This window comes from Oceanimonas sp. AH20CE76 (assembly GCF_039654065.1).
In the GTDB taxonomy this organism is placed as follows: domain Bacteria; phylum Pseudomonadota; class Gammaproteobacteria; order Enterobacterales; family Aeromonadaceae; genus Oceanimonas; species Oceanimonas smirnovii.
The window spans coordinates 1,895,291-1,911,340 of the sequence record NZ_CP155481.1; the positions used below are offsets into that span (position 1 = coordinate 1,895,291).

The 16,050-nt window shown below is 57.4% G+C and carries 18 protein-coding genes and 1 CRISPR repeat array; of the genes, 5 read left to right on the forward strand and 13 right to left on the reverse strand.

Translation table 11 applies throughout. From position 1 onward, the window contains the following. The first annotated feature begins 48 nt into the window (after positions 1–48). The 3 genes from cobT to N2M06_RS09220 are packed head-to-tail and all read left to right on the forward strand — an operon-like array spanning position 49 to position 2,428. The gene (gene cobT, locus N2M06_RS09210; protein ID WP_346350605.1) at positions 49–1,101 is read left to right on the forward strand and encodes a nicotinate-nucleotide--dimethylbenzimidazole phosphoribosyltransferase; all 1,053 of its coding nucleotides are present in this window, start codon (positions 49–51) and stop codon (positions 1,099–1,101) included. After that, positions 1,098–1,862, forward strand: coding sequence for an adenosylcobinamide-GDP ribazoletransferase (cobS, locus tag N2M06_RS09215; protein WP_346350606.1), 765 nt, complete (start codon positions 1,098–1,100; stop codon positions 1,860–1,862). The genes cobT and cobS overlap by 4 nt, the downstream gene beginning before the upstream one ends. Continuing rightward, positions 1,859–2,428 (forward strand): histidine phosphatase family protein, encoded by a 570-nt coding sequence (locus N2M06_RS09220; RefSeq protein WP_317075002.1) that lies wholly within the window; start codon positions 1,859–1,861, stop codon positions 2,426–2,428. Before cobS ends, N2M06_RS09220 begins: the two co-directional genes overlap by 4 nt. On the opposite strand, the gene N2M06_RS09225 is transcribed toward N2M06_RS09220, so the two are convergent. The 11 genes from N2M06_RS09225 to bioB form a co-directional block, all read right to left on the reverse strand. Then, a complete protein-coding gene (locus N2M06_RS09225) occupies positions 2,385–2,777 on the reverse strand; it encodes a septal ring lytic transglycosylase RlpA family protein (RefSeq protein ID WP_346350607.1) in 393 nt (130 codons plus the stop codon). The genes N2M06_RS09220 and N2M06_RS09225 overlap by 44 nt on opposite strands. Positions 2,778–2,796: 19 nt before the next feature. Beyond that, positions 2,797–3,117, reverse strand: coding sequence for a DUF4144 family protein (locus N2M06_RS09230; protein WP_346350608.1), 321 nt, complete (start codon positions 3,115–3,117; stop codon positions 2,797–2,799). Between the two features lie 262 nt (positions 3,118–3,379). Continuing rightward, positions 3,380–4,079: a CRISPR direct-repeat array (repeat unit 29 nt; unit sequence CGGTTTATCCCCGCGCCTGCGGGGAACGG). Positions 4,080–4,091: 12 nt separating this feature from the next. Beyond that, positions 4,092–4,265: an HD domain-containing protein gene (locus tag N2M06_RS09235; RefSeq protein WP_346350609.1), complete on the reverse strand. Its 174-nt coding sequence runs from the start codon at positions 4,263–4,265 to the stop codon at positions 4,092–4,094. 94 nt (positions 4,266–4,359) lie between these two features. Beyond that, complete coding sequence (locus N2M06_RS09240; RefSeq protein ID WP_346350610.1) at positions 4,360–5,196, reverse strand: WYL domain-containing protein; 837 nt, start codon at positions 5,194–5,196, stop codon at positions 4,360–4,362. A gap of 71 nt (positions 5,197–5,267) precedes the next feature. After that, on the reverse strand, positions 5,268–5,591 hold the full coding sequence (locus tag N2M06_RS09245; protein ID WP_346350611.1) for a helix-turn-helix transcriptional regulator: 324 nt from the start codon (positions 5,589–5,591) through the stop codon (positions 5,268–5,270). Then, positions 5,588–6,943, reverse strand: a complete 1,356-nt coding sequence (locus N2M06_RS09250) for a HipA domain-containing protein (RefSeq protein ID WP_346350612.1) — start codon at positions 6,941–6,943, stop codon at positions 5,588–5,590. The genes N2M06_RS09245 and N2M06_RS09250 overlap by 4 nt, the downstream gene beginning before the upstream one ends. 184 nt (positions 6,944–7,127) lie before the next feature. Then, complete coding sequence (gene htpX, locus N2M06_RS09255; RefSeq protein WP_019935454.1) at positions 7,128–8,003, reverse strand: protease HtpX; 876 nt, start codon at positions 8,001–8,003, stop codon at positions 7,128–7,130. 75 nt (positions 8,004–8,078) lie between these two features. Beyond that, positions 8,079–8,762 carry a dethiobiotin synthase gene (gene bioD, locus N2M06_RS09260; protein WP_346350613.1) on the reverse strand — a complete coding sequence of 228 codons (684 nt, stop codon included), beginning with the start codon at positions 8,760–8,762 and terminating at the stop codon, positions 8,079–8,081. Continuing rightward, positions 8,755–9,510: a malonyl-ACP O-methyltransferase BioC gene (gene bioC / locus N2M06_RS09265; RefSeq protein ID WP_346350614.1), complete on the reverse strand. Its 756-nt coding sequence runs from the start codon at positions 9,508–9,510 to the stop codon at positions 8,755–8,757. Before bioC ends, bioD begins: the two co-directional genes overlap by 8 nt. 8 nt (positions 9,511–9,518) lie before the next feature. After that, entirely contained in the window at positions 9,519–10,655 is a 1,137-nt protein-coding gene (gene bioF / locus N2M06_RS09270) for an 8-amino-7-oxononanoate synthase (protein WP_346350615.1), read from the reverse strand. 224 nt (positions 10,656–10,879) lie between these two features. Then, positions 10,880–11,902, reverse strand: coding sequence for a biotin synthase BioB (gene bioB, locus N2M06_RS09275; protein WP_346350616.1), 1,023 nt, complete (start codon positions 11,900–11,902; stop codon positions 10,880–10,882). 108 nt (positions 11,903–12,010) lie between these two features. Here bioB and bioA point away from each other — a divergent pair, with 108 nt between their 5' ends. Further along, positions 12,011–13,282, forward strand: a complete 1,272-nt coding sequence (gene bioA, locus N2M06_RS09280; RefSeq protein ID WP_346350617.1) for an adenosylmethionine--8-amino-7-oxononanoate transaminase — start codon at positions 12,011–12,013, stop codon at positions 13,280–13,282. An 87-nt stretch (positions 13,283–13,369) separates the two neighbouring features. Here the strand turns inward: bioA and maiA are convergent, their stop codons facing one another. Further along, positions 13,370–14,008, reverse strand: a complete 639-nt coding sequence (gene maiA, locus N2M06_RS09285; RefSeq protein WP_346350618.1) for a maleylacetoacetate isomerase — start codon at positions 14,006–14,008, stop codon at positions 13,370–13,372. 13 nt (positions 14,009–14,021) lie between these two features. Then, a complete protein-coding gene (locus tag N2M06_RS09290; protein ID WP_317075020.1) occupies positions 14,022–14,366 on the reverse strand; it encodes a hypothetical protein in 345 nt (114 codons plus the stop codon). A 111-nt stretch (positions 14,367–14,477) separates the two neighbouring features. Between N2M06_RS09290 and asnS the strand changes: the two genes are divergently transcribed. Beyond that, positions 14,478–15,878 (forward strand): asparagine--tRNA ligase, encoded by a 1,401-nt coding sequence (gene asnS, locus N2M06_RS09295; protein ID WP_346350619.1) that lies wholly within the window; start codon positions 14,478–14,480, stop codon positions 15,876–15,878. The last annotated feature ends 172 nt before the right edge of the window (positions 15,879–16,050 follow it).

The following is a 16,050-nucleotide window of genomic DNA, read 5'->3' on the forward strand; positions in this document are numbered from 1 at the left end:
CTACAATCTGATAGCATGTGAGTCCTTGATTGTTAAGTACTCATCGCCATGTCACATTCAGACCCGATTACTTTGCCCGCCATTGCTCCCGTTGCCAATCCGGTGTTACAGCAGCAGCTTCAGCACAAGACTAACAGCAAAACCAAGCCGCCGGGATCTTTGGGCTTACTGGAAAGCCTGGCCATACAGCTGGGGCTGATTCAGCAAACCACCTCGCCCGCCATTATTCAGCCGCAGGTGCTGGTGTTTGCCGCCGATCACGGCCTGACCGCCGAAGGTATCTCGGCCTTTCCGGCGAAAGTCACTCCGCAAATGGTGCATAACTTTTTGCAGGGCGGCGCGGCCATTAATGTGTTTGCCAGGCAGCACCAACTGACACTGCAGGTAGTGGACGCCGGCGTGAATGCTGACTTTGCCCCTCACCCGCAACTGATTGACCGCAAAATTCACAAAGGCACCCAAAACAGCCGGCATCAGCCCGCCATGACCATGGCAGAATGCTGTAAAGCCCTGCACACCGGTATGGCGCTGGTGCGTGACCTGCCCGGCAACCTGCTGCTGGTGGGTGAAATGGGCATAGGCAACACCTCGGCTGCCAGCCTGTTGCTGGCACGACTGGGCAACTTGCCGGTAGCGGACTGCACCGGCCGCGGCACCGGACTTGACGATCAGGGTCTTAACCATAAAACCCGCGTATTGCAGGCCGTGCTGGAACACCACAGTGATGCCAATACGCCCCTGCAGGCGCTGGCGGCACTGGGCGGGCTGGAAATTGCCATGATGACAGGTGCGCTGATCCAGGCCGCCAGCGAACGACGCATTTTGCTGATGGACGGTTTTATTGCCGGTGTGGCGCTGCTGGTGGCAGAGCAACTGGCACCGGGCACCCGCGACTATGCGGTATTCGGCCATGGCTCTGCCGAGCCCGGCCACCGCCAGCTGCTGCGGTTACTAAAAGCAGAGCCGCTGCTACAGCTGAACATGCGCCTGGGCGAAGGCAGCGGTGCCGCCCTGGCCTATCCGCTGCTGCAATCGGCCTGTGCTTATTTCAACGACATGGCCAGTTTTGATGATGCCGGCGTCAGTGGTGCCGGCGTATGAGGCATGAACTGACGCTGTTGCTGGTGGCCACCCAGTTTTTAACCCGGCTGCCCCTGCCCGCACTCACGCACTTTAACCCCGACTGGCTGCACCAGAGCAGCCGGCACTTTCCCGCTGTGGGGCTGCTGGTGGGCGCGCTCAGTGCCCTTATTTACTGGCCGGCGCAACTGGTATTCGGGCCTCTGCCCGCCGCCGTGATGGCCACGGCGTTCAGCATTTATATCACCGGTGCCTTTCATGAAGACGGCCTGGCCGACACCTGCGACGGCCTGGGCGGCGGACTCACTAAAGAGCGAGCGCTCACTATCATGAAAGACTCTCGCCTGGGTACCTTTGGTACCCTTGGGCTGGTGCTGGCGCTGCTGCTTAAAATTGCCCTGCTGGCCAGCCTTAATCCGGCACTGGCCATGACGGCACTGGTGCTGGCCCATGGCGGTTCACGCCTGGCCTGTATCAGTTTGATTACACTGTTGCCTTATGGCGGCGATGTGGAGCACGCCAAAGCCAAACCCATGGCCCAGCAGCTCACGCCCTTTCAATGGGGGCTGGCCAGCCTCTGGCTGCTGCCGCCGCTATGGTGGCTTGGCCCTCAGTTAAGTCATGTGCAACTCTTGCTGGCGGGCCTGCTGGCGGTAGCCACCACAGCCTATATGCACCGGTTGTTAAAGCGCCGGCTTGGCGGCTATACCGGAGACGGCCTGGGAGCCACTCAGCAACTGGCAGAAATCGCCATTTATGCCGGCCTGGCAGCCTGGTTATGACGCTGTATATCTGGCGTCATCCCAAACCGGTGAAGGTGCAAGGGCTGTGCCTGGGGCACACCGATGCCCCCGTGCAGGCCCGCAAACTGCGCCGGCTGGCCAATCAGATCCAGGGGTTTGCCCGCAAAAACAGGCTGCCACACATCATTTACACCAGCCCGCTGCAGCGCGCCGCCGGCGTGGGCCGGCTGTTGACCACACAAGGCTGGCAATGGCGAGTAACACCGGCACTGGCAGAAATACACTTTGGCAACTGGGACGGACGCCCCTGGAGTGACATCAGCAAAGAAGAGATTGACGCCTGGTGCGCCAACTTTGCCGGCTTTGCCCCACGCGGCGGAGAAAGCCTGCAACAACTGTTTGCCCGGGCAAAAAACTGGCTTGACCAATTACCCCCAGAGCCTGTGCTGGCAGTGGGCCACGCCGGCTGGATAAATGCCGCCCGGCTGCTGGCAGCGGGCCAGCCGGCACCCACCCAGCCCGCACACTGGCCCAGTTCCGTGGCCTATCGGCAGCGAGTGGTTATTTCAGAATTTCCAGCCGCACCGGCACCACACCGGCCCTGATCATGCCCACCTCACGGGCGGCCTGCTCGGACAAGTCGATAACCCGACCGCGGGCATAAGGCCCTCTGTCGTTAATGCGCACCACCACCACCTGATTATTACGCAGGTTGGTCACCTTGACCCGGGTGCCAAAGGGCAAGGTTTTATGGGCGGCGGTAAGATCATTTTTATTAAACCGCTCGCCGCTGGCGGTTTTGCGGCCATGATGGCGGCCACCATAATAAGAGGCCTTGCCCTCTCCCAGCAGCAAACCCTGCTTTGAAGGCGGCGCACTGGCATCGCTCTGCGAGCCACAGGCAGACACTCCCAACAACAACACCACACAGCAACAGCGCAAAAATAAACGCATAATCAAAACACTCGGTTGATTATTGCATTTCCAACCAGACCACCAGCGCCACCGCCTCCTCGGCAGAGCGCACCGTCAATTTGGGAATGCAGCAAATACCCAGCCCGGCGGCAAAATGACGCAGGCTGGCGTTCAGTTCCGGCAAACATACTAGCCCCGGCACCCCCTGCCAGTACAGCCCACCGGCCTGATTCTGCGACAAAACATGCACACCACCGGCACAGCCGATAAGCCTGTCACCCTCATGCCAATGATGCTCATCAAGCGCCGACGCCTCAGCAATATGAATAAAATCATGAGTATCCGCACACTCGACAATAGCGGGAAACTGGCAGTTCATAAGCAACCCCGGGCAAAAAAGAAAAACTATAACAGGCGGGGAAAAGCTGAGGAATGGTGAATGGTGAATGGTGAATGGTGAATGGTGAATGGTGAATGGTGTAGCGTAGTGATGTGCGAGGCGGATTCACAGCATATAATCATTGATGGGCCAGCCGCCGTAATCGCTTACGGGCCCAACGCTTTCTGCGTTGATGAGGTCAAGTGGGGAGTGCGTGCCCCACGGCTGGCCCTCTTTGGTTTTTTATCACTGGGTAGTTACTTAAAGCTTACCCGCGCCTGTGGGGAACGGTATATCACGGCAAAAGAGCACAACAGGCCCGACGGTTTATCCCCGCGCCTGCGGGGAACGGGGGCGGATTAACACTAAAAGAATCAGCAACAGCGGTTTATCCCCGCGCCTGCGGGGAACGGCACATCACTGCCCGCAGCAAATACGGCAAACCCGGTTTATCCCCGCGCCTGCGGGGAACGGTTTACAAGCCGCTGCTCTTCCGTTTTAGATTGCGGTTTATCCCCGCGCCTGCGGGGAACGGTTTGAGCAACTACCCCATGACGGCATTGGTGGCGGTTTATCCCCGCGCCTGCGGGGAACGGTTGATTCGGTATTTTGTCATATTGCTGAAACCCGGTTTATCCCCGCACCTGCGGGGAACGGTCGTGTCACTGAGCTTTCCTTAGTCTTCCTGACGGTTTATCCCCGCGCCTGCGGGGAACGGCTCTTTTTTGCATTTTCAAGCTGCTTTACTCGCGGTTTATCCCCGCGCCTGCGGGGAACGGAAGCTCTACCTGCATCCTCGAAGTCGGGCGTGCGGTTTATCCCCGCGCCTGCGGGGAACGGATGATGAAGGGGTAGAATGATGAACGTATTCACGGTTTATCCCCGCGCCTGCGGGGAACGGCTTCTCGAAAGAAGACAACGCGCTAACCAAGTCGGTTTATCCCCGCGCCTGCGGGGAACGGACTAAACGTATATTACTGATTTAGGTGGCTTTTTCCAGACATGAAAAAGCCACCAACTATCAGCAGCCACCAGCCCACCGCTGCTACATCGAGGCAGTGATAAGGCAACAAGTGATAGTCTGCTGCTCCGGAGTCTTTTTTATCCTTACTGGCCTTGCCCCAATACAGAAAATAACTGGCACTCATTCTGTTTTCCTTTTGTTGACTGCGCTTACTTTGGTGCATTCTTGCTCTTAAGCCAACCCTGTACAAAAAACATGTCGCGTCACTTTACAGGTCTTTAAAACAACCACTCCTTTACTTCATCCTGGTTGGCCAGAATGAGCTGCTGGGCGGCGGGGTTGATGTCGAGCATTTTGGTGTTTATCTGCATTTCACGCAGCAAATAGCCGGCCAGGGCGGCGCGGGTGTTTATTTCCAGCCGGCCGTTGTTCATGGCGTAGTCGTGGATCAGGGCTTGTTGTTGTTCGGGGCTTAAGCGGGGGTCGGGGGTGATGTGAAGGGTGATGTGTGTGTTCCAGCGGGTGTCGGGGGGCAGTGGTGCCAGCGGTTTGCCTTCCGGTGTTGGCGTGCCGTGAAAGCGGCTGAGCACAAAGTCGCGGTAGTTTTGTGCTTTTTCACACCAGGCGCGCAGGTGCCAGCGGCTGCCGGTATTCACAAAGCGCACCGGCACTATTATGCGGCCATCGCGGTCACTGCTGCTTACCGCGCCATAGTCCACGTCCAGCCGTTCATGGTGGCGCAGGGCGTGCACCAGCTGGCGAATGACCTGCGCAGACACCTTTCTGGCCGGCGGCAGCAGAATGGTATGTTCCAGCCGGTAGCCTGGGTCGGCGGGCATGGTGTGTGCGCTCTGGCCGGTCACCCAGTTGAGATATTCCGCCACGTCAGCAGAAATATGGGCAGGGTTGAAATATTTGCCGGGCAAATAGCCTTTGCGTGACGGGCAATATTCCAGGTTACCGGTGTGCTCCTGCTGATATTGGTTAATATCTTTGCTGGCCTGCTGCCGGCTGATGCCAAAAAACTGCCGTAAGTGGCCGGTGGTCAGCCGGCCTTCCCAATAGCTGATTAGCTCAATTAACCAGTAACGGCGGTGTAGTTCGGGTTTTATCATGGCGTCCGTGCTTTTTGTTTTTCACCATTAAAGGCATTCGGCACGGAAATAACAAGGGTATGTGTCTTTTTCTACTCCTCAATCTCGGAGCTGTCTTTTTTTACCAGCATTTTTCTCATCATGGCCGGGCTTCTGGGCACCAGGCCGGCTTTCAGCCCCAGCGGTCGAAATACCGCGTTCAGCACCGCCAGTGTGGGGCTGCCGGCGTTGCGCTCAATATCCGACAGGGTGCGCCGGCTCACTCCTACCATATTGGCGTAATCGGTTTGCGACATTTCCAGCAGTTCCTTACGCAGGGTTCGCAACAGCTCGCCTTCGGTGATGTCGCCGCTGAATAATTTATCCAACAGTGAGAACAGCAAGGCTTCTCGTGCGGCGGGACTTTTTTTATTCATACCAGTCCCCAGTTTTTCAGTTTGTCGTCCAGGTAATCAAACCCCATTACCGGCATATTCAGTATGCTGTCGGGCACACCCCGTGCGGCTAGTCTTGGCTTCAGCCCCGTCAGCTTGCCGGCGAGCGTTTGCAGCTCCTGCAGCAGATGGCTGGGTTCGGCAAGATCGGCAAGCTCCTCGGCAATAGCCTGCCAGTTGTACTTACCCCCCTCTTCCAGCGGGCTGCCCCAGCTGGTGGAGCGGGGCACCATTTCCGGATCTGCTTTCATGGGAGCAAAGTCATATACTGGTGCCAGCCAAATACCTTCAGGCGTTTTAAGCAAAGCCGTATTACGGCCGTGATTATCGGAATTACCAAAAGCCACATTCAACAGATCCCGCTTCACCCATTCACTCACAAACTCCTGGCGATCAAACGACTCGCCCAGTTCGGTAATGCGATATTGCTGCTCCAATAACGCAATCACGCTACGTAACACCTGCTGATGTTTCAGATAGCTGCCGGGTGCCTTATTTAACACCGAATATACCGACTCCAGCCCATAGCGAGTGAGCTTGCCCTTTTTTATGGCCACATCAAAGCGGGGCAACCAGAGAGAAGGAAAGCGCTCACCTTCAAGCAGCTTCATATTGGCTGTGCTGATGGTCTCTATACCAAGGCTCTGCAGCTCTTGATAATAATGATATTCGGCACGCAAAATATCGCAGTCGATGGCGCTTCTGTTATTACGTGGAAACTTCACCAGATAATGAGCATCCGTCGTGTAAAGATCATCCTGAAAGGTATCTATCCAAACTTCATTTTGAGCAGAGCAGCGCAGCAACAACTTTGGGGCCTCGCCTCCGGCACCGGTGGCACCGCCACTGGCAGCACCCATTTGCTGGGCATATTCCAGAAAATCAGTATTGCGCTCTACTACTTCCGTTATGGCAAAGCGACGTTGCTTCAGGGTGCTGTTTGCCGGCAGCTCGGGCAACGATTCCTTGATGCGCAAGTTACCAACCGGCGCTATGGTGCCATGGCGCAGCAGCTCTGTGTCTTGCCGCTCTGGCGTGGTATTGCTTAACCCGAGCTGATTCACCCAATATCGGCGGGCTGCCCCCGCAGGCATAATGTCATCAAGAAAGCCAAACCATACTGGTGCCTCATGGGGAATCATCAGTTCAACCGGCAGCGTTAACCCGCAAGCATGTTCATCATCGCGATATTGATGGTTAACAGCATAATCAAATTGATAGTCCAGCCGTACAGGGCCACTTCTTCCCAGCAGCGGCTTTTCCAGGGTCAGCTCGGCGGCATCGTGCCAGGCGTCACCATGAAATATCTGAATGGTCAGAGCAAGAGGAGGCATAACATCACCAATGTGCAAATTATTACTCAAATATACATCAAGACGTGATTTTTGAGCAAATATACGCTCGAAATAAAGTGTTATCGATAAAATTGAGCATTTTCTTGCTCATGGGGAATATTTGAATAAAAAAACCCCGGCGTGCCGGGGTTAAAGAGACCAAACTACAGGGTTATTGCAACTATCAGCGCATGGTTCGCAGCGCGTGAATACGTTTTTCCAGCGGCGGGTGGCTCATTAACAGCTCGCTTTGCTGCTTGCCGTTAATACCAAAGGCCGCGAGGGAGCCTTCCAGTTGTGATTCGTGGCCGTGACGCAGGCGCTCCAGGGCGGCGATCATTTTTTCACGGCCGGCCAGGCGGGCACCGCCTTCGTCGGCGCGGTATTCGCGCTGGCGGCTGAACCACATCACAATAATGGAGGCCAGAATACCGAACAGCAGCTCCAGCACCATAACGGTAATAAAGTAGGCAATGCCGCCCATGCCGCCGCCCTGCTCTTCTTCATCATTGCTGAGAAAGCCGCTGATCACGTTGGCCACAATGCGGGCAAAGAACATCACAAAGGTGTTTACCACACCCTGAATAAGGGTGAGGGTCACCATGTCGCCGTTGGCCACGTGGCTTACTTCGTGGGCCAGCACGGCTTCGGCTTCGTCACGGCTCATGCTGTACATCAGGCCGGTAGACACCGCTACCAGAGCGTTGTTGCGGCTGGCACCGGTGGCAAAGGCGTTCATGTCGGGCGAGTCGTAAATGCCCACTTCCGGCATGCCAATGCCCGCCTGCTGAGCCTGGCGCTGCACTGTGGTCAGCAGCCAGTGCTCCATTTCATTACGGGGTTGTTCAATCACCTGCACGCCATAGCTGCGCTTGGCCATCCATTTGGAGATGAACAGCGAGATGGTGGCACCACCAAAACCAAACACGGCGCAGAACACCAGCAGGCCGCCCATGCTGCGGCTGTCTATGCCCAACACGGAGAATACGATGTTCAGCACCACGCCCAACACCAGCACCACGGCCAGGTTGGTGGCAATAAACAACAATATGCGTTTCATCAATGCTTTCCTTACATCAGGGAACTAAAGACATAATATGTCCGGCAACGGGAATTTCAAGATCTCCCTGATGAATTATTTCAGCAAAGGGGCCGGATCGATATAGCTGACAGCAGTGCTGGTCTCTTCTTCGGTGAGCCTTGGCAGCTCTCCCAGAAACGGCGCTTTGATCAAGGCCTTAAGGGTGGCGGCGTTCTCTTCATAGTGACTCATGTGAGCATCTGCCCGGTTGAGTACCCAACCGGCCACCACCAGGCCGTCGTGACGAATGGCCTCAAGGGTGAGCAGCGCATGATTAATGCAGCCAAGGCGCGCACCCACCACCAGAATAACGGGAATGTGCTCTTTTTTTACCCAGTCGGATAAAAACCGGCCCTGCCCCAGCGGCAAGCGCCAGCCGCCTGCGCCTTCCACAAAAATCCAGTCGGCGGTGGTTTCTTTCAGGCGGGCCAGGCCTTCGGTAATGCGCGCCGGCTCAATGGGCTCGGCAGCCTGCTCGGCGGCAATGTGCGGGGCAATAGCGGGAGCAAAGGCGTAGGGATTGTGCATGGCATAAGGCAGTTTAATGCTGGACTCAGCCTGCAGCGCCAGAGCGTCTTCGTTTTTAAGCTCGCCGTTTATCAGCTCACAGCCCGAGGCCACAGGCTTGTAGCCCAGCACCTGTTTGCCGGCTTCTTTGCCAGCCTGCATGAGCGCGCGGGTAACAAAGGTTTTGCCCACTTCGGTGTCGGTGCCGGTAATAAAAAAGGTGTTAGCCATAAATAACTCCATATGCCAGCCGGTAGGTGGCCACACAGTGGCCCTGTTGGTTTTTAGGATAGATGAGATTAAGCCGCTGCCAGGCGTTTTTGCCCAGCAGGCCGGTGCGCCGGTTGTGGTTTATCTGGTTGGCACCAATACCTTTTAAGTCTTGCAGCAGGGCTTTCAGCTCGGGATAACACAGCTGCTCGGTGCCGGTGTGCAGTTGCCAGCGCCGGCCGGTGGCGGCCAGTTGCTGCCGTAACGTCTGCGCTTGCATAAATTGGTTGATATGGACGTGCGAGTCTATTGCATGCCAGCTGCGGGCCAGCTCAGCCAGGCTGCCATCCAGCAGGGTGGAGAACACCATAACGCCGCCGGGTTTGAGCCGGGCGCTCCAGTTGCTGAGCCAGGCAGCGCTGTTGCTGCTCCACTGCAGGCACAGGTTGGCAAAAATAAAGTCGAGGCTTTGCTCGGCCAGCGGCGGGGCGTCCATGTCGGCGCACAGGGGAATCATGTCGGCACGGGTGCCGGCCTGTTGCAGCATGGCGGCAGACAAGTCCAGCGCCAGCAGCCTGTTCACCCGTTGTTTCAGCGCCGGCCCAAACCAGCCGCTGCCGCAGCCCAGATCCAGCCCTACTTCTGCCTGAGCTGGCAAGTACGCCAGCAAGGTCTCGCCGCTGCGCCGCTGCAGCTCGTTGTGGTGGTCGTAACTGTGGGCGGCACGGCTGAAGGCACGGGCGACTTTTTGTTTGTCTATGTGTTGCATGGTTTTCTCTACAGGGCGGCGTGTAATGCATTGATCAGCTGCTGCACATCGGCTTTGGTGTGAGCGGCGCTGAGGGTAATGCGCAGCCGGGCGCTGCCTTTGGGCACGGTGGGCGGGCGTATGGCACCGGTCCACAGGCCTTGCTGTTTAAGGGCGGCGGCCAGTTCAAGGGTTTTGTGCTCTTCCCCCACTATCAGTGGCTGAATGGCGGTGCTGGACGGCAGCAAGGTAAATGGCAGCCCGCTCACCCCTTCCCGAAACTGCCGCACCAGGGCCTGCAGGTGGTCGCGTTTGTCATCGGCTTGCTGCACCAGCCGTACCGCGGCCAGCACGGCGGCGGTCTGGGGCGGCGGCAGGTGGGTGCTGTAAATGTAGCTGCGGCCCAGGTTGTGCAAATAGTCAATCAGCGCGCGGCTGCCGCCCACAAAGGCCCCGCTCACGCCCAGCGCCTTGCCGAAGGTGCCCATAAAAATGTTCACGTCGCTGGCTTCAAGGCCCTGTTCAGCGAGTGTGCCCTTGCCCTTTGCTCCCAGCACACCCAAACCGTGAGCATCGTCTATCATCAGCCAGTTACCCGACTGCCTTGCAAGCGACACCAGCTCGGGCCAAGGCGCGGTGTCGCCATCCATGCTGAACACCCCTTCCGAGATAATGAGCCCGGCGTTGGGTGTTAATTTTCGCTCAAGGGCGCTCATATCGTTATGGGCAAAACGCACCATGCGCGCCGGGCTGAGCAGGCCGGCTTCCTGCAGCGAGGCATGGTTGAGCCTGTCTTGCCACAGGGTATGCTCCTTGCCCAGCAGGGCTTTTATGACCGCCTGATTGGCAGAAAACCCCGAGCTGAACAGCATCACCGCCTCAAGCCCCAGCCAGTCACACAGCGCCTGTTCCAGCTCACGGTGAATGGCCTGATGCCCCACCACCAGCGGTGAAGCCACGGCACCCACGCCGTATTCCCGTGTGGCCTGCTCGCTGGCGGCCAGCAGTTCGGGCGCGCGGCTTAAACCGAGATAATCGTTGCCAGCAAAGTTGAGATATTGCCTGCCGCCAGCATACAGGCAGCGGCCGTCTACCCGCTCAATGGCCGGCAGCGAGCGCTTCAGCCCGGCGGCCTCGCGTTCGGCAAGACTCAGATCAAATGGCATAAAAACCTCAACTGAAAGCGAGTCGGTTGGGACGAGTCCCAACCTAATGTCATTCCGGCCACCGTGCCGGAATCCATTCTGCAGACGGTGGTATATTCAAGCTGATACGGTGCAACATGCTCTGGACTCCGGCTTGCGCCGGAGTGACAGTGCCTTATATGGAACGCGTCCAACATTTTAACCAAACCCCACCCCGGCCCTCCCCTTATCAAGGGGAGGGAGAATCAGGCTTCATAAAACAAAGGTTTTGGTGCATTCTGCTCGGCTATTTGCTCGTGCAGCTCTATTTCGGTCATTTCATCAGGCTTTTGGCTCACGCCGCTGGGGCGAATGCCAAGACGCTTGAACAGCTGCATATCGCTGTTTTCATCGGGGTTGGGAGTGGTGAGCAGTTTGCAGCCGTAGAAAATGGAGTTGGCACCGGCCATAAAGCACATGGCCTGCATTTGCTCGTTCATTTTTTCCCGGCCGGCAGAAAGACGCACATGGCTCTTGGGCATTAAAATGCGGGCCACGGCAATGGTGCGAATAAAGTCGAAATCGTCCAGCTCTTCCTGATCTTCCAGCGGCGTGCCTTTTACCTTTACCAGCATGTTAATAGGCACACTTTCGGGCTGGCGGGGCAAATTGGCCAGAGCCAGCAGCAGGCCGGCGCGGTCTTCCGGGCTTTCACCCAGGCCCACAATGCCGCCGGAGCACACCTTCATGCCGGCGTCGCGCACGTTTTCCAGGGTGTTGAGCCGGTCGGCATAGGTGCGGGTGGTAATAATGTCGCCATAAAACTCGGGGCTGGTGTCCAGGTTGTGGTTGTAATAATCGAGCCCGGCGTCGGCCAGCCGGCCGGCCTGATCGGCGTTCAGCATGCCCAGTGTCATGCAGGTTTCCAGCCCCATGGCTTTGACTTCCTGCACCATTTTCAGCAAATAGGGCATGTCCCGCTCTTTGGGGTTGCGCCAGGCCGCACCCATGCAAAACCGGCTGGAGCCGTTGCTTTTGGCCTCGCGGGCCCGCTCCAGCACTTTTTCCACTTCCATCAGCTGCTCGGTTTCCAGGCCGGTGTTATAGCGGGCACTCTGGGGGCAATATTTGCAGTCTTCCGGGCAGGCTCCGGTTTTAATGGACAGCAGCGTGCTTACCTGCACTTCGTTGGGATCAAAGTTGGCTCTGTGCACCTGCTGGGCTTCAAACAACAGATCAAAAAACGGGCGGTTAAACAGGTCAAGTACTTGCTCGCGGGTCCAGCTCATGAGGTGCCTTTTTTATTAAATGTGATGTGGCGATTGCTGGCCAAGTGTAAGGGCCGGTGTTAGCCTGTCAACCACAAAACATCACACACATTTACGTTTGATTTATTTATGACCAATCAAGAGTTTGACCTGCACCATCTGTGGCACCCCTACACCTCCCTCACTCGCCCCCTGCCCTGTTATGAAGTGGCCAGCGCCAGCGGCGTACACTTGCAGCTGAAAGACGGCCGCCGGCTGGTGGACGGCATGTCGTCCTGGTGGGCCTGCCTGCACGGCTATAATGTGCCCGAGTTGAACGCCGCCGCCACCGCTCAGCTGGGCAGAATGGCTCATGTGATGTTTGGCGGTTTAACCCATGAACCCGCCATTGAGCTGTGCCGGGCGCTTGGCGCTGTTTTGCCTGCCGGGCTGGACCGGTTCTTTCTGGCCGACTCGGGCTCGGTGTCGGTAGAGGTGGCGCTGAAAATGGCCATTCAATACTGGCATGGCAAAGGCACGCCCAAAACCCGCTTTGCCTGCTTAAGCCGTGGCTACCATGGCGATACCTTTGGGGCCATGAGCGTGTGCGACCCCAACGGCGGCATGCACAGTCTGTATAAGGGCTTTTTGCCCGAGCACCTTTTTGTGCCTCAGCCCGAAAGCACCTTTAACGACGAATTTAATCCGACAGATCTGCAGGCGCTGGAGGCGGTATTTGAGCGGCACCACCATGAGCTGGCCGCCTTTATTCTGGAGCCGGTGGTGCAAGGGGCCGGCGGCATGCGCTTTTATCACCCCGACTATTTGAAAGGTGCCCGCAAGCTGTGTGACCGCTACGGCGTGCTGCTGATTGCCGATGAAATTGCCACCGGCTTTGGCCGCACCGGCAAGCTGTTTGCCTGTGAATGGGCAGGCATAACGCCGGACATTATGTGCATTGGCAAGGCGCTCACCGGCGGCTATATGACCATGGCGGCCACCATTACCACTCAGGCTGTGGCCGAGACCATTTGCAACGGCCCCGCCGGCGTGCTGATGCACGGCCCCACTTTTATGGCCAATCCGCTGGCCTGCGCCGTGGCCCTGGCCAGCCTGAAGCTGCTATTAAGCTCACCCTGGCAGCAGCGCATTGCCGCCATAGAAACGCAAATGCAGCAAGAGCTGGCCCCTGCGCGTGAGCTGGATGCGGTGGCGGATGTGCGGGTGCTGGGCGGCATTGGTGTGATTGAGTTGCATGAGCCACTCAAGGTGGCCGAGGTGCAAAAACAGCTGGTGGAGCTGGGCGTGTGGATTCGGCCCTTTGGCAGGCTGTTTTATATTATGCCGCCGTATGTGATTAAACCCGAGGAGTTAAGCCGGTTAACGTCCGCCATGCTGGCGGTGTGTACTGACATTATTTAGGCGTCACTCAGGCCCCGTGTAGGTCATTCCGGCCCCTGAGCCGGAATCTATTCTGCAGTGGCAGTAGTTGGGACGAGTCCCAACATGTTACCGATAATCCGGCTGTTGTTTGGGCGCAGCGCGCTGAAAGGCGGGCTGCTGCTGGCAGTGCTGATAAACGGCCACAATGCGCGGATAAGACTCAAGGCTGCAGTTTGTGCGAATGGCGTTGGCCACCTGGGGCACCAGGCAGCAGTCTGCCAGTGTTGGTGCATCGCCAAAGCAATAGTCACCCATGCCGTGGCGCTGCAGCAGGGTTTCGGCGGCAGTAAGACCGCTGGCAGTCCAGTGTTTAATCCAGTTTTGCTGTTGCACTTCACTCAGCGCCAGCTCATTGGCCAGGTAGTTACGCACTCGCAGGTTGTTAAGCGGGTGCATATCGCAGGCAATGAGATTGGCCAGCTCCAGCACTCTGGCGCGCAGCAAGGGCTCGGCGGGCAGCAGCGGCGGATCGGGATGCAGCGCTTCAAGATAATCAATAATGGCCAACGACTGACCAAGAGCATTGCCCTGTTCGTCTATCAGCAGGGGCACACCGCCGGCAGGGTTTTGTGCCTTAAAGCGTTGCTCGCGGTGAGCACCGGTGCGCAGGTCTACGCCGTGGTAGTCAACGTTAATGCCCTTGATGGCAAGGGCAATGCGCACCCGGTAAGAGGTGGAACTGTTGAAAAAGCTGTAAAGATGCATGGCAGCACTCCCTTTAATTTGGATAAAAATAGAACACCAGCAGGGTGAGGATGGCGGCGGCGGCCAGCATGGCGAGGTAAGCTTTGAGATATTGGCTCTGGCGGCGGCCCTTGAGGTGCACCAGGGTAAAGGTGGTGATCGCCAGGCCCAAGGCACCCCAAATGCCCAGGTGAAACCACAGCGCCGGCAAGGTGAGCCAGCCGGTGCGCACTTCTACCTCAAGGTAGCGCATATAGCCATATTGCTGCTCGGGGCGGGCATAGTGAAACAGCACCAGCAGCAGTATATAAAGTGTCCAGCCTCCGGCAGTGAGGGCGGCCAGCAGAGCACCTAAGCGGTCTTTGGAGCGTTTTGCCATATCCACCTCCCATCTTTTGCTTGAGTCCTGATGCTACACGGGTAACATTAGTCGCCTTATATAGTGTATCGGCAATAAGCCGGTTTAGTTCAAAGCTGGAGAGCGATTTACATGACCCACGCATCCGTAACTGATGTGCTGGCTGGCAAATATGCCGTTGGCACCACCCTTACCGTAAAGGGGTGGATTCGCACCCGCCGTGACTCCAAGGCGGGCATTTCGTTTTTGGCCGTTCACGATGGCAGCTGCTTTAATCCGGTGCAGGCTGTGGTGCCCAATAGCGTTGCGAATTATCAGTCTGAAGTGGTGCGTGTTACCACCGGCTGCTCGGTGGAAGTAACCGGCATTGTGGCCGAGTCTCAGGGCCAGGGCCAGGACTTTGAACTGCAGGCCACCGAGGTGAAGGTAGTGGGCTGGGTAGACGATCCCGATTCTTACCCCATGGCCGCCAAGCGCCACTCCATTGAATATTTGCGCGAATATGCTCATCTGCGCCCGCGCACCAACCTGATTGGTGCCGTGGCCCGGGTGCGTAACTGCCTGTCGCAGGCGCTGCACCGTTTCTTTCATGAAAACGGGTATATGTGGGTGGCCACTCCCATTGTGACCGCCTCCGACTGCGAAGGCGCCGGCGAAATGTTCCGGGTGTCTACCCTGGATCTGCAAAACCTGCCCCGCACCGACAAGGGTGAGATCGACTTTGAAGAAGACTTCTTTGGAAAAGAAGCCTTCCTCACCGTGTCGGGCCAGCTGAACGCCGAAACCTACGCCTGTGCCCTGAGCAAGGTGTATACCTTTGGCCCTACCTTCCGCGCCGAAAACTCCAACACCAGCCGCCACCTGGCGGAGTTCTGGATGGTGGAGCCGGAGCTGGCCTTTGCCGATCTGGACGATGCCGCCAAGCTGGCAGAAGACATGCTGAAATATGTGTTCCGCGCCGTGCTGGAAGAGCGCATGGACGACATGAGCTTCTTTGCCCAGCGGGTAGATAAAGACGCCATTACCCGCCTGCAGAGCTTTGTGGAAAAAGACTTTGCTCAGGTGGATTACACCGATGCGGTAGAGATTCTGCAGAAGTCCGGCAAGAAGTTCGAGTTTGCAGTGGAATGGGGCATTGATTTGTCCTCCGAGCATGAGCGCTATCTGGCGGAAGAGCACTTTAAAGCGCCGGTGGTGGTGAAGAACTATCCGAAAGACATTAAAGCGTTTTATATGAAGCTGAACGCCGACGGCAAAACCGTGGCGGCCATGGATGTGCTGGCCCCGGGCATTGGCGAGATCATTGGTGGCTCCCAGCGGGAAGAAGTGCTGGAAGTGCTGGACGCCCGTCTGGAAGAAATGGGCCTGAACAAGGAAGATTACGGCTGGTATCGCGACCTGCGCCGCTATGGCACAGTGCCGCACGCCGGCTTTGGTCTGGGCTTTGAGCGCCTGGTGGCCTATGTGACCGGCATGGGCAACGTGCGCGATGTGATCCCCTTCCCCCGCACTCCGCGCCACGCCGAGTTTTAACCCCCTCCCGGCCTCCCCCTTAAAAAGGGGGAGGAGCAAAAGCATGTTCCCTCACTTAAATAAGGGGTAGCTGTGGGTTCCCTCCCCTTTTCAAGGGGAGGGTCAGGGTGGGGTTGGCTTACCCCCTCCCAGCCTCCCCCTTAAAGGGGGAGGAGCAAAAGCATGTTCCCTC